Source organism: Dongia sp. (assembly GCF_041918875.1).
GTDB lineage: Bacteria > Pseudomonadota > Alphaproteobacteria > Dongiales > Dongiaceae > Dongia.
Genome location: NZ_JAYRUV010000019.1, coordinates 51,103 through 63,656 on the forward strand (window position 1 = coordinate 51,103; position 12,554 = coordinate 63,656).

The 12,554-nt window shown below is 64.0% G+C and carries 13 protein-coding genes; 4 read left to right on the plus strand and 9 right to left on the minus strand.

What is annotated here, in order from left to right; genetic code table 11:
• Positions 1 to 16 precede the first annotated feature (16 nt).
• Genes ACE3TY_RS18090 through ACE3TY_RS18100 form a run of 3 tightly spaced genes read left to right on the plus strand, consistent with a single transcriptional unit; the run spans position 17 to position 3,449 of the window.
• On the plus strand, positions 17 to 1,363 hold the full coding sequence (locus tag ACE3TY_RS18090) for a surface carbohydrate biosynthesis protein (RefSeq protein ID WP_374655559.1): 1,347 nt from the start codon (positions 17 to 19) through the stop codon (positions 1,361 to 1,363).
• Complete coding sequence (locus ACE3TY_RS18095) at positions 1,360 to 2,742, plus strand: surface carbohydrate biosynthesis protein (protein WP_374655561.1); 1,383 nt, start codon at positions 1,360 to 1,362, stop codon at positions 2,740 to 2,742. The genes ACE3TY_RS18090 and ACE3TY_RS18095 overlap by 4 nt, the downstream gene beginning before the upstream one ends.
• Positions 2,739 to 3,449 carry a cytidylyltransferase domain-containing protein gene (locus ACE3TY_RS18100; protein WP_374655563.1) on the plus strand — a complete coding sequence of 237 codons (711 nt, stop codon included), beginning with the start codon at positions 2,739 to 2,741 and terminating at the stop codon, positions 3,447 to 3,449. The genes ACE3TY_RS18095 and ACE3TY_RS18100 overlap by 4 nt, the downstream gene beginning before the upstream one ends.
• A 44-nt stretch (positions 3,450 to 3,493) precedes the next feature.
• Here ACE3TY_RS18100 and ACE3TY_RS18105 read toward each other — a convergent pair whose 3' ends face one another.
• The 7 genes from ACE3TY_RS18105 to ytfE all read right to left on the minus strand — a co-directional run bounded on the left by ACE3TY_RS18105 (position 3,494) and on the right by ytfE (position 9,447).
• Entirely contained in the window at positions 3,494 to 4,744 is a 1,251-nt protein-coding gene (locus ACE3TY_RS18105) for an ELM1/GtrOC1 family putative glycosyltransferase (protein WP_374655565.1), read from the minus strand.
• 104 nt (positions 4,745 to 4,848) lie between these two features.
• Entirely contained in the window at positions 4,849 to 5,376 is a 528-nt protein-coding gene (gene mog / locus ACE3TY_RS18110; protein WP_374655567.1) for a molybdopterin adenylyltransferase, read from the minus strand.
• A 23-nt stretch (positions 5,377 to 5,399) separates the two neighbouring features.
• Positions 5,400 to 5,792, minus strand: coding sequence for a putative zinc-binding protein (locus ACE3TY_RS18115; RefSeq protein WP_374655569.1), 393 nt, complete (start codon positions 5,790 to 5,792; stop codon positions 5,400 to 5,402).
• 19 nt (positions 5,793 to 5,811) lie between these two features.
• The gene (gene tcuB, locus ACE3TY_RS18120) at positions 5,812 to 6,900 is read right to left on the minus strand and encodes a tricarballylate utilization 4Fe-4S protein TcuB (protein WP_374655571.1); all 1,089 of its coding nucleotides are present in this window, start codon (positions 6,898 to 6,900) and stop codon (positions 5,812 to 5,814) included.
• On the minus strand, positions 6,887 to 8,218 hold the full coding sequence (locus ACE3TY_RS18125) for an FAD-dependent oxidoreductase (protein WP_374655573.1): 1,332 nt from the start codon (positions 8,216 to 8,218) through the stop codon (positions 6,887 to 6,889). Before ACE3TY_RS18125 ends, tcuB begins: the two co-directional genes overlap by 14 nt.
• A gap of 7 nt (positions 8,219 to 8,225) precedes the next feature.
• A complete protein-coding gene (locus tag ACE3TY_RS18130; protein WP_374655575.1) occupies positions 8,226 to 8,702 on the minus strand; it encodes a hypothetical protein in 477 nt (158 codons plus the stop codon).
• Positions 8,703 to 8,736: 34 nt separating this feature from the next.
• On the minus strand, positions 8,737 to 9,447 hold the full coding sequence (gene ytfE, locus ACE3TY_RS18135; protein ID WP_374655577.1) for an iron-sulfur cluster repair protein YtfE: 711 nt from the start codon (positions 9,445 to 9,447) through the stop codon (positions 8,737 to 8,739).
• A gap of 155 nt (positions 9,448 to 9,602) precedes the next feature.
• On the opposite strand from ytfE, the gene ACE3TY_RS18140 reads away from it, so the two are divergent.
• Entirely contained in the window at positions 9,603 to 10,319 is a 717-nt protein-coding gene (locus ACE3TY_RS18140; RefSeq protein ID WP_374655579.1) for an NnrU family protein, read from the plus strand.
• Between the two features lie 5 nt (positions 10,320 to 10,324).
• On the opposite strand, the gene ACE3TY_RS18145 is transcribed toward ACE3TY_RS18140, so the two are convergent.
• Together ACE3TY_RS18145 and ACE3TY_RS18150 are read right to left on the minus strand one after the other, a co-directional pair.
• Positions 10,325 to 11,497, minus strand: a complete 1,173-nt coding sequence (locus ACE3TY_RS18145) for a Gfo/Idh/MocA family protein (protein WP_374655581.1) — start codon at positions 11,495 to 11,497, stop codon at positions 10,325 to 10,327.
• 77 nt (positions 11,498 to 11,574) lie between these two features.
• Positions 11,575 to 12,546, minus strand: a complete 972-nt coding sequence (locus ACE3TY_RS18150; RefSeq protein ID WP_374655583.1) for a sugar ABC transporter substrate-binding protein — start codon at positions 12,544 to 12,546, stop codon at positions 11,575 to 11,577.
• Positions 12,547 to 12,554 lie beyond the last annotated feature (8 nt).

Here is a 12,554-nt window from a genome sequence, read left to right on the forward strand (position 1 = left end):
GGTGGCGGAGCGCCAAATGAGCAGGCGAGAATTGCTGATCATTCCGTCGGAAAACAGGTATCGGGAGTTCGATGCCAAGCTTCTGCTGGCATGTGTCGCCGTGGAGTCCGGATACCGGGTCGTCGTCGGCAGCCGGCACGACATCCATGCCTGCATCGCCGATTTCCCGCAGGCGACCTATCTTGCCAAGGATGTGCGGGCGAGCAGCGCGCGCATGACGCGCATCCTGGCGCGGCTTGGACATCGCATTGCCGCCTGGGATGAAGAGGCGCTCGTCTATCATACGCCGGCCCAGTATCTCGCGGCACGCGTCGATCCCGCAGTGATGCAGGCGACCGGCCTGCTCTTCGCATGGGGCAATGACAATGCGCGAATCTGGCGGGAGGCCGCCTGCTATCACGGCGCTCCGATCCACGCCGTCGGCAATGCCAGGCTCGACCTGCTGCGGCCCGAACTGCGCCTGCTGCATGAACGGCACAGGCGGCTGCTCAAGATCGATTATGGCGATTTCATCCTCATCAACAGCAATTTCGGGACCGTCAATCATATTCTGCCGGATGCGAAGGAGACGGCGATCGAGCGCTTTTCGGATGCCGCGGCCGCCCGCCGGCACCTGGATCTCCTCAGCTACCGAACCGACATGTTCGGTCATTTCATGATCGCCGCGGAGACGTTGGCGCGTGCCTTTCCAGCCACCGCGATCGTCGTCAGGCCCCATCCGTCGGAGAATCCGGAGCCCTGGCAGGAGCTGGCGCGCAACTACCGGAACCTCCATGTGCGCCATGAAGGCGGCATCGTGCCGTGGCTGCTCGGCGCCAAGGCTATCGTGCACAATGGCTGCACCACGGCGATCGAGGCGGTCCTGCTGGGACACAGGGCGATCGCCTACCAGCCGATCCGCGACCCGAGATTCGATATCGACCTGCCCAATCATGTAAGCTGGACGGCCGAGGGCACGGACGAACTGATCGCCGCTGTGGCCGTTGCCGACGGGCCGGCGGCCCGTCCGGTTTCGATGCCGGCCCTGCTCGACGACTATCTGGCGCATAATGGGCAACCTTTGTCCTGCGACCGCATCGTGGGTCATCTGCGGGATTTCACGCACGCTCCACGCACTGCCGCGTCGCACTGGAAACGCTGCTACGGCCGGATCGAGGCTGCCTGGCGGCAACGGCGAAAAGCAGCCTTCCAGGACACCTCCAATCACAAGAACAGCGCGAGCTATAATGCGCACCGCTTCCCGCCGATCGGTGCCGCGGAGGTACGGGACACGGTGTCGATATATCGCCAGTGCCTCGGCCGGTTCGGGCGGGTCGGCGTGAAGGAGCTGGGCGCCAGCATGTTCGAACTCGGAGCGGCATGATGCCGAAAGCCTCCGTGGAACGGTCGGCGCCGATCATCATCCCGGTCGAGGTCGCCTCGCGCGAGCTTGACGCCAAGCTTCTGCTCGCTTGTCTCGCCGCGGCGCGCGGCCGGCCGGCCATTCTCGGCTGCCGGTTCGATCTCGACCTGCGGGCGGATCAGGTGCCGCGGGGAATCAGACTCGAAAAAGGCATCACCGACGCCAGCTACAAGATGTTCCGCAACCTGCGCGACCTCGGCTACGTTTTGGCTGCCTGGGACGAGGAGGCGCTCGTCTACTATAGCGACCACGCCTATGCCGAGACGCGGCTGTCGAAGCGAAGCATGGCGCTGCTGCACCTGCTTCTGGCCTGGGGCGAAGACAATCGGCGGCTTTGGCGGGAAGCCAGGCAATATTCGGGAACGCCGATCGTGGTGACCGGAAACGCGCGGGTCGATCTATTGCGGCCGGAATTTCGTGCCCTCCACGAAAGGAGCGCCGCCGAAATCCGCGATGCCTTCGGCGATTTCATCCTGATCAATTCCAACTTCGGAAGTGTCAATTTCTACGACCAGAAGCGGGAAACAAAATTCGACCGCTACGTCGCCAAGCACACCGCGACGGCTTTGAAATCCCACCGCATCGGCTTGTTTCAGGCGTTCCTCGATATCCTGCCGGTGATCGCCAAGGCCTTCCCGGATCACAAGATCGTGGTGCGGCCGCATCCGGCGGAGGATCATCGGCCCTGGATTGCCGCCGGACGGGACCTACCGAATGTGCTGGTGGTGCAAAGCGGGCCGGTCCATCCGTGGCTGGCTGCGACGGCCGCTTTGATACACAATGGCTGTACCACGGCCATCGAGGCGCTCTTGCTCGGGGTGCCGGCCATTGCATACCGGCCGCTGATATCGGCCGAATGCGACATCAGGCTGCCGAACGATGTCAGCCATGTGGCCCACGACGAAGCCGAGTTGCTGGCCTTGTTGCGGGCCCGGCTTTCCGGCCGGCTCGATGACCAGGCGATCGTCGCCGGCAGCGAGGCGACCCTTTCAAATTCCATCTCTTCCTATCGCGGTCCGCTGGCCTGTCAGCGCATCCTCGATGCTGTCGAAGGATTGCCGCTGCCATCCCTGTCGAGCATGCCGTTGCAGATGCGGCGGCAGTTGCGCCAGCTGAAAATGCGTCGGCGCCGGCGGCGCAAGCTCAAGCACCTGTCGCGGAAGATCGGGAGCCGGCTGAACGCCTTCCGGCAGCGCAGTTTTCCGGACCTCACGGTGGCGGATATTTCCGACCGCATCGGGGCGCTGCGGAAGGCTTGGCCGGCCCTGCCGGAGGTCACCGTCGCCGAAATGCACAAGAACATCTTTTCCCTGACTGCCGCCAAAGGGAGGCGCCGTTGAGCAGAAACGGTCTGTCGGTGCTTGCCGTCGTTCCGGCGCGCGGTGGGAGCAAGGGTATTCCCCGCAAGAATCTCTGCAAGGTCGCCGGGAAATCGCTGGTCGAACGTGCCGCCCTGGTGGCGCGGGCGCTGACATGGCTCGATGCCAGCGTTCTTTCGACGGACGATCCCGAAATCGCCGCCGAAGGCCGGCGCTGCGGCCTGGCCGTGCCCTTTCTGCGTCCGGCGGAGTATGCGAGTGACCAGGCGACCGGTGTCGCCGCCTGGCGGCATGCATGGCTGGAGAGCGAGGCGTCTTTCGGGCGCAGATTCGACTGCTCGGTTCTTTTGCAGCCAACCACACCTCTGCGCCGCCCGGAGGATGTCGCGCGGACGCTCGACGCCATGATGCAAGGCCGGCACCTCGCCGCGGCGACGGTGAGCCCGGTGCCAGGTCATTTCGCTCCGCAGAAGATCCTGCGGCTCCGTGATGGGTTGCTGGAATTCCTGCACTCGGACGGCGCGCGCCACAGCAACAGGCAGAGTATTCCCACCTATTATTCCCGCAACGGGCTGTGCTACGCCGCCATGCGGGAGGCCGTCGTCGACCGCATGGAGATCGTGGAATCGGATTGCGTCGGCGTCGTCACGGAAGGCCATGTGGCCAATATCGACGAACCGATAGACCTGGCCTTCGCGGAATTCCTGGCGCAGAAGGGCATGGCCTGACGTTTCCGGTATCGCCCGGCGGGGCGACGCGGCTTCCGGTCCATCTATCTGCTTCGGACGGCGTCCAGGGGAATGACGCGGGCGGTTTCGGCGGCATATCCCACGCCGTGCGGCCGTGGCAGGTTTTCAAGCGTCACGCCGCGTCTGGCCGCCAGCAGCTTCCGGATGCGATTGACGATGGCATTCCGTTCGCCGGCCATGGTCATGGCGGCCATTGGCAAGCCGGCCGGGCTGCGATCGAACTGCTTGACGGCCCCTATCCGCGCCAGCCGGGTGAAAACGATGGGAATGTTGCGCGGCGGGCGAATGATGCCGGCATTGGCCAGGCGCCGGTAGCAGCGGTCGAGCAGCGTCGCCGGCACGCCGGATTCCTGGCGCGACGCCTGCCAGTTGGAGAAGCGGCGGATGAGCGGTCGAAGCAGCTTGGGTTTCTTGAGACTCGTCTTGGGCGGCAGTGAATAGACAGAGAGGGGTTTCGCCATGGCCGCCGCGTCCGCCGCCATTGAAACGGTATCGTTGGTGACGATCACCTGGTCGGCGCCAGCGAGCATGGCCAGATATGGATTTGCTATGCCCGGCGCCCACTGGAAGAGGAAGCATGGTATCTGCTTCCATTGCTGCGCCATGATCTTCTGCAGATGCGGGCCGATGCTTCGCGGCGTGCGCGGGCTGGTGGTTACCAGGATCGACCCGCCGAATTTCGCGTGATAGGCGGCCATGTCGGCCGCCAGATCCTCCATCACCGCCCGGTCCAGGCGCAGGCGCCGATTTTTTCCGCCCAGCAGGATCACCGTCCAGGGATGCGGCAGGTGGCTGAACTGCTGTTGCCACTGCCGGCTTGCCTCCTGTGCCTCGTCAGGCTCGATCAGGGTGAGCGGCAGGGTCAGCAGGATGCTCGTCGCCGTCTTCGCCAGCCCGTATTGCAGGGTCGAGATGACCAGATCGAAGTGCCGCAAGCTTGTCCGCGGCCGGCCCAGGCGGATATTGAGAGTGCGATTGCCGGACTGCGCCTTGATCCAGCGGGACACCGATGCCGAGCGCCGGCCGATGCCGATGACGATATCCGGCCAAGGTGCGCAAAGCGGCGCGCTGCGGGCAAGGTCGATACCGTCGCGGGTGGCACCGCGCTTGTGATAGGATGTCGGCCACTGCTCGTCGTAATAGAGCTGTTTGACGTCGGTCCGCCAGCCCAGCGACCGGCCCAGTGCCATGACCTGGGCATTGTCGCCCCGCTTGTCGCCGAGCAGCAGCCAGACCACGGGGTCTGTGGCGCGGCTGTCAGGCAGATTTACCATCGTATCGTCCCATCGGAAATCCGCCCGAGTTCGCGGCAGAAATGCCTACCTTCAATAGGTCAAATCGCTGCCGATTGAACCACGACCAGATGTCGCAACCGGATTCAGGAGGCTTTCGGCCGAAATGTCTTCACTATGGCTGGATCTGTCTCCAGCCGCGGGCCGCCGATGAGATCGATGCAATAGGGAATTGCCGGAAAGACGGCCAGGAGGCAGTCGCGGATGGCGGCGGGCTTGCCCGGCAGATTGACGATGAGCGAGCTTCCGCGGATGCCGGCTGTCTGGCGCGACAGGATGGCCGTTGGAACCTGTTGCAGACTGACCGAGCGCATCATTTCGCCGAAGCCGGGGAGGAGCTTCGTACAGGCCGCCACGGTCGCCTCCGGCGTCACATCGCGCAACGCCGGACCGGTCCCGCCGGTCGTCACGATGAGGGCGCATGCCTCCTGGTCGGCAAGCCTGCACAGCGTCTGCGCGATCACCTGTTGCTCGTCCGGGACGAGCTGCATCGACGCCGTCCAGGGAACCGTGAGGATTTCCTGCAGCACATCCTTGATAGCGGGGCCGCCAAGATCCTTATAGATGCCGGCATGTGCCCGATCCGAAACTGTAACGATGCCAATTCTCACCATTGCCGACATATCTTCCCGCCCGCTCATCGCGAGTCGTCATTTTCTTTGGACATTGCAGCGATCTGGTTCGTCAGGCGGGTGGCGATCCGCTCGGACTCGGCTGTATCGAAATCCATGTGGAATCGCTTCTTGACGCCGAGATTGCTGAGAACGACGTGAATATCCGGCGCTACCGCATGGCGGCAAAGCGTGTTGCGAACGCAAAGCAGTGGACAGCCGTCGACGGCGATTACCGGGCGTTTCGATTGCGCGAGCTTGACGAGACTCTTCACGTCGCCGCCCAGACCGGCGATGCAGGACATTTCGGCGATGCCGCGGCGGTCGAGCGTCACGGCGATGTGATTGGCCATCTGCGCCGCACTGGAACAGCCGGAGCACGAGTAGATGAGCGGGAGCTTCACGCTGGGTGTGGCCATGACGCCTCCTTTGCAAACGTCAATGCGGTTTGGAACTTTGCAATTCGCGGGCCGCCCGCAGCAAGGCTAAAAAACGAAATGGCCCATGTACAAACTGCCCATAGGGCAGGAAGAAGAAGAAAACGCATACCGCGGCAAGGTGAAGCGCCAATGCGGCGTCGCCCCAATATGTCTGGCGCAGCGCAAGCACGAGCATGCCGCTGAGCGCGACGAACAGGAGCATCCGGACGAAGCTGCCATCCTTATGTTTCGTGTCCTTGCGCCGGCAGGATAGCAGAATCGTGCCGCCGCAGCCCAGTACAAGTGCTGCGCCGCCGACGGAACCGAGAATGACCGGCAGGCTGCCATGCGGATACGGCGCTTCAAGGCCTAGAACATGGTGGTAGACCGCCGCAGTGAAGCTGGCCAGGGCGCAGAGCAGGAAGCCAAGCACGATCGAATGGTGCAATGCCTTGCGCAATCCGGCCGGTCCGCCGACGGTTCGCGAGCAACTGTCATTTCCCGCTCCGTATTGCCGCAGCGACAATGCGTAGGCGAGTACGCGCCCCGCGGATACGCCGTTCCTGCGGTCGCCAGGCAGGTTGGCAAGCGCCCGCTGGAAAGCAAAGGCAGCGGCCAGGGTAGTGATGCCGCCCCAAAGGAATGGCACGCCGCCGATCAATGCCATGGCGGAAACCGGCAGCGGCTCGAAAAGCGACGGCGAGACCGGGGAAACCGGTTTGGCGTTCAGCAGCAGGACGATAAGGGGCGAGAGAAATATCAAGACGTACGACCATCGTCGCCACGCCGATCCGCGCCAGATCAGGCGGCCCAGCCATGCCGGCCGCGCGAAGGCCTGATAGCTTGCTTGTCTTACCGACGACAGGGCGGCGGGGACGTCCACGTCGAAATCGTGGGGCGGCGCATATTGGCAGGCATCGCGACAGGCGCCGCAATCGTGGCAGAGATTGGATAGAAAATGAAGGTCGTTGAGGCTGAATTCCGCGCGCCGCCGGGCAAGGTCGAAGACCGGGCAATAGCCGTTGCAATAGCCGCACGCATTGCAGTGGACCAGGACGCGGCGTCCTTCGGCAAGGACGGCCTGGGTTGCCGCATCACTCGAGAACATGACGCGCCGCCTCGCGGCCGGCGACAAGCCCGGAAACCGCGGCAAGGGAGACGGCAAGGCCGGACAGATACCGGTCTTGGACGATGCTGCCGGCCATGTTCATGCCGGCGGCGAAGATGGCCTGTCCCGGCGGCCTTCCATGCCACAGGATGCGGGCCGCGGCGTCGGTCCTCACGCCAAAGGTCGTAAATGCGATGCCCGGCCGGATCGGAATGACGGCATCCTCCGCGGGGTTGAGCAGGGGCGATTGCAGGACGGCGGGCGGAAGCGATAGCAGGTCATCATCGCGGAGCGGCTGATAGATCGACATGCGCTGATTGGGAATGGCGGGGCCGCGAAGGATCAGGAAACCGATCTGGCCGGGACATCCAGCCAATGCCCGGCCCCAGGCGGCGAATCCATGCTTGCCCTCCGTCGTGCCGACCGGGTGGACAATGTTGCCGAAACCGTCGACCACCTGGCCGCGATCCATGCTCTCGACACGGGTGACGATGCCGCCATCGGTCAGGGGCGCGCGGGCATCGACGGCAACGAGGTGGCAGGAACGGGGTGTGCCGATCCGCTGCGCGCCGAAGGAAAACAGCTGCCGGAGCAAATCTCCCCCGGCGTGCCGCCTGCCACGCAGGACGAACCGGCTGGCGGCATCGCCCCAATCCTCCCGCAGCCAGGCTTCATCTCCCTGATACCCCCCGCTGCACAGGATGATGGCGCGCGCCGCGAGCCTGCGTGATATTTCGCCTTGCCGGCAAATGACGCCGTGCGGCACCGGGTCCTGGAATTTCAGCTCGGTCACCTGGCATTGATAGGCAACCTCCACCCCGGCCGCGGCGGCGGCCGCATAGAGGGCGTTCAAAGCTCTCTTGCCGCCGCCCAGAAAGAAGACCGTCTTGCGCGATATGGGGATGGCGCCGCCTTGGGGAGACTGCAACGGAACACCCTGCTGCGTCAGCCAGGCCGGCAATGCCTGACTCATCGCCGCAAGTCGCGCCGCCCAATGCAGCTCGAAATTCCCGTTGGCCGCGGCGTTGATGTCGGCCACGAATTCCTCCGGCGGATAGAGGCCGGCGCTGAATGGGGTCGCGTCGAGATGCGCGACGCGGCAATTGCGCGCGTGGCGCATGTCGCCGCCCCTGAAATCGATCGGCGCCTGCTCGATCAGGAGAACGCGCGACAGATGCTGCCGGGCGCTGATCGCCGCCGCCAGGCCGGCGATGCCGCCACCGACGACGATCGCATCGAAAACGGCGTCGCAGGCATGCAAGGCGACGCCCAGACTGCCGTGATGGGTGGGCGCGGCGCGCACTGTTTCCTCGCGCATCGCCGTCTCAGGCGCCGCACTGCGCTTGCCTGGCCGATAGCGATGCGTGGTGCAGTGCGTCCTCCAGGCGGTCGTTCTGCAGCTTGATGCGATAGCTCGAGGCCAGCGATTCGGCCACCAGCAGCTTGACGCAGTCGGCAAGAGAGAGCGTTCGGGCGCGGGCGACCGCGAGGCTGGCCGTGTTGCCCCCGGCCGGTGACGGAATGACCGACAGCTGGGCCGACATCGCCTGCAGATAACGCGGTGCGAACGCTGCCCGCGACACGGCGATGGCTATGATTTCCCGCAGGAGCGAGGTGTTGACGGCGGCACCGCCCAGGGCTTCCTCCAGGAGGTCCAGAAGCTGCTGGTGTCCGCCCGAATGCTGCGTATATTCATGGACGCGGTGCGTCAGTTCGCGCAGCCGGTTCGTGACCTGCTGGCAGAAATCGACGGCACCCACGATCAACGCGGCGTGTTCGGCGGACAGATCCTGTCGTGGCATTGCCGGCTCCCTGGCAGCACCTTGCGGGCTGCGGTCATCCCCCGCAGCTGCCGCAGCAGCAGGAATGCTCCGCCACGATCGGCGCGGCGCGATCGAATTGCGGGAACAGGATATTGTTCTCGATATGAATGTGCTGCATGAGGTCGTCGGTCAGCTTGCTCAGTCCCGTATAGAGCGCTTGCCAGGACCGGCAGGCCTCCGGCGGCGGCGTGAAGCCGTTCGTCAGGGTGTCGAGTTGGCGCAGATATTGTCCGTGCGAATCATGTTCGCGCCTCATTTGTCCGATCGGGTGCACGATCGACGGATGGCCGCCCCGGCGAAACAACGGGAACAGGACCGCCTCTTCTTTCGCCATGTGGGATTCGAGATCGTTCAGCATCTCGGCCAGGAGGTTGGCAAGACCGGCGGGTGCCGCCGGATGCGCGGCATGGACGGCTTCGACCTTGCTGGCGAGCCGGTAAAGTTCCGGAAGTTCGCGCCGATGCACGGCGTGATAGCGCTCCAGGATATGCTCGATGAGGGCGCCGGTATCGGCGGGCAAGGCCTCTGCGCCCTGGGTATCGAGAGCGGTGAGAGCCTTCTTGATTTCAGCGAGATCGAGGCCCGTCTTGGCCACGGCATCGGCAAGCGCTACGTCTCCGCCGCAACAGAAGTCGAGCTTGTAGTTGCGGAAGATGCCGGTTGCGCCCGGAAGCGTCGCCGCGATTTCGCCGATCGTGCGATGCTCGAAAATGGGGGAGTTCATGAGTCGCCTCAATGGGATAAAGATATATATTGCATGAACCTTCTATCGCGCGATGCTCTCGCGCAATGGATTTATCCATGGAGCGACGATCTGTCCCATATCCAGTTCCGATGTCGGCTTCAGGTTCGGACATTCGTCAAGAATTGGGGGCGCAAGTGTCAAGTTTTCTTCAGCCGATCGCCGCGTGGAGCGAATTCGCGGCGGCATTGGGTGTCTTCTTCTGCTCGCACGCAATAGCCGCCTCAAGGCGGCTCCGTGGGCTCGCCATCGGCATGGTCGGCCAGCCGGTCTATCAGGCGGTCTACAGCCTCCTCTCCTTGGCATTGCTCTATTGGCTGATTGTGGCGGCACGGCGGGCACCTTATGTGGCGCTGTGGGACGCGGCCGGCTGGCAATATCTCGTGCCACTCGCGGCAATGCCGATCGTCTGCGTCCTCGTCGCCTGCGGTATCAAGGTCGCCAATCCCTTCAGCCTGGGCGGGCATGCCGATGGATTTGCGCCGGCGGCGCCGGGGATTGCGGGGGTGACGCGGCACCCCCTGCTTTGGGCGCTGGCATTATGGTCGATGGCGCATATCGTGCCCAATGGTGACTTGGCGCATGTTCTGCTGTTCGGGCTCTTTGCCGTCTATGCCGCTCTTGGCGCGTTGATGCTGGATGTAAGGCGGCGCCGGGTCATGGGTGAGGCGCAATGGGGCGCGCTCAGTGCCCAGACATCCTGGTTCCCGGGAACGGCACTCATTGCCGGCCGCTGGCGGCCGCGCTGGCACGAATTGCCGCTATGCCGCATCCTGCTTGGGCTGGCCCTCTATGCCATCCTATTGCTGTTGCACGAAACGATCACCGGTATCGCCATCGTGTCGATGGGTTGACCGAACTATCCCAGCGCCACCCAGGTCCCATCGGCAGCGGAGGCGACGATGGCATGCAGAACCCGCTCGATCTCCATCGCCTGCGGGATGCTGGGATAAAGCGGCTGCTTGCCGGCGAGGCCTTCCAGCAATTGCGCGACTTCGATGATCTTGAGGTCGTTGAAGCCCAGCCCATGTCCCTTGGCCGGGGTGAACTTGCCGTAGAAGGGATGCTCGGGTCCGATCGGGATGCGGCGATAGCCGTTGGTGGCGGGATCGCCGCCCGGCCTGGTGTAAAGCTGCAATTCGTTCATGCGCTCATGGTCGAGCAGGATCGAGCCCTCGCTGCCGAAGATCTCGAAGGCAAGATGCGCCTTCCGGCCCCAATGGGCGCGGCTGGTGATCAGCGTGCCCATGGCGCCGCCCGCAAATTGCACCAGGGCATGGGCGGTGTCTTCATTCTCGACCTTGCGCATCTCGCCGGTAACGGCCGTGGCCGAACCGTCGCGCTTCTCCGTGCCGTCGCCGGCGGCCGGAACGGGACGCTTCTCGATGAAGGTCTTCTGGTCGGCGACGACGCGGGCAATGGGTCCGATGAGATCGCGGGCGACGCTCACCAGATGCGAGGCGAGATCGCCCAGCGCCCCGAAGCCCGCCGTATCCTGCCGGCAGCGCCAGGAGAACGGCGTCGCAGCATCGGCCATGTAATCCTCGTCGCAGATGCCGTGGAAATAGGTGACATGGCCGATGGCGCCGTCGGCGATCAGCTGCTTGGCATAGGCGATGGCCGGCGAGCGGAGATAATTATACCCGACCAGGCTCCGCCCCTTCGATGCGTTGGCGGCGGCGGCCATCGCCTCGGCGGATTTGAGATCGGCCGCGAGCGGCTTTTCGCAATAGACATGCTTGCCGGCCTCGAAGGCGGCGATGGCGATATCGGCGTGGAGCGCGTTGGGCGTCGTGATCGCAACCAGATCGACCGTCGGGTCGGCGACCAGCTCCTGCCACGATCCCAACGCCTTGGCAAAGCCGAAGCGGGCGGCGGTGGCTTGCGCGGCGGCATGGTTGATGTCGGCGATGGCAGCCAGCCGCACGCCGAGCTCGGTCCCGAAAATGAGCGGTGCCGACTGGAAAGCCATGGCATGGGCCTGGCCCATGAAGCCCGTGCCGACGATACCGACACCGATCGATCGAGACATATTGGCGCTTCCCCTCGCGGATAAGAAAAACCGGCGGGCAAATCTACCCGCCGGTGGCGACAAGTCGAACAGGCGTCTTAGCGAATACCCTGCTTGCTGAGGTCCAGCACCTTGGCGGCATCCGCCTTGGTGACGAAAGCCGGGCCGGTGCGCACGGCATCGGTCGGGAAGGTGCCGTACATCGCCTTGGTGGTCAGGAACACGACCGGCAGATAGCCCATCATGTATTGCTGATTGTCGATGCCGAACATCATCTCGCCCTTGTCGACGGCGGTGAGCACGTCCGGCGACAGATCGAAGGTGCCGATCTTCATCTTGTCGAGCGCACCCAGCTCACGCAGGCGGTTGAGAATCGGCGAGGCGACGGTTGGCCCCAGCGTGAGGAGACCCGTCGTCTCCGGATGCGAACTCAGAAAGGCTTCAACGCGACCGGCCGATTCCGTCGGGTCCATGGTGGCCGCGACGATTTCGACCTTGCCGCCGCTTTCGGCGAGGCCATCGGTGTAGCCCTGGCAGCGTTTGTCGAGGCTGACATTGCCGACTTCATGGTTGACGCAGATGCCGGCCTTGACGCCATCGGCGCCCATCATTTCGCCAGCACGTTTGCCATTGTCATATTCGGACCCGCCCCCGACCCAGAGGTCGAGACCCCATTCCTTGATCTGCTCCTCGCCGGTATCGATGACGATGACGGGAATCCCGGCATCCTTGGCGCTGGTGATCGATTGTTTCAGTGCCGGCGCGTCCGGAATCGAGACCACGAGGCCATCGGGCTTGGAGGCGACGGCGGCGTCGATCATCTGGGCCATCTGAACGACGTCCCAGACTTCCGGCGCATGATACTCGACCTGGGCGCCGATGGCCTTGGAAGCGGCCTGCAGGCCGTTCTTCACGACCGACCAATAAACGTCATTGGCCTGGCCGTGGGTGACGAAGACGATGCGCACATCCTTGGCTTCTTTTGCCTGGGCGAGTGCGTCGCCGGCCCAAACCACCGATGCCGTCATCGACAGAGCCGTGATGACGGATTTCAATCCAAATATTCTCATTCTTTCCT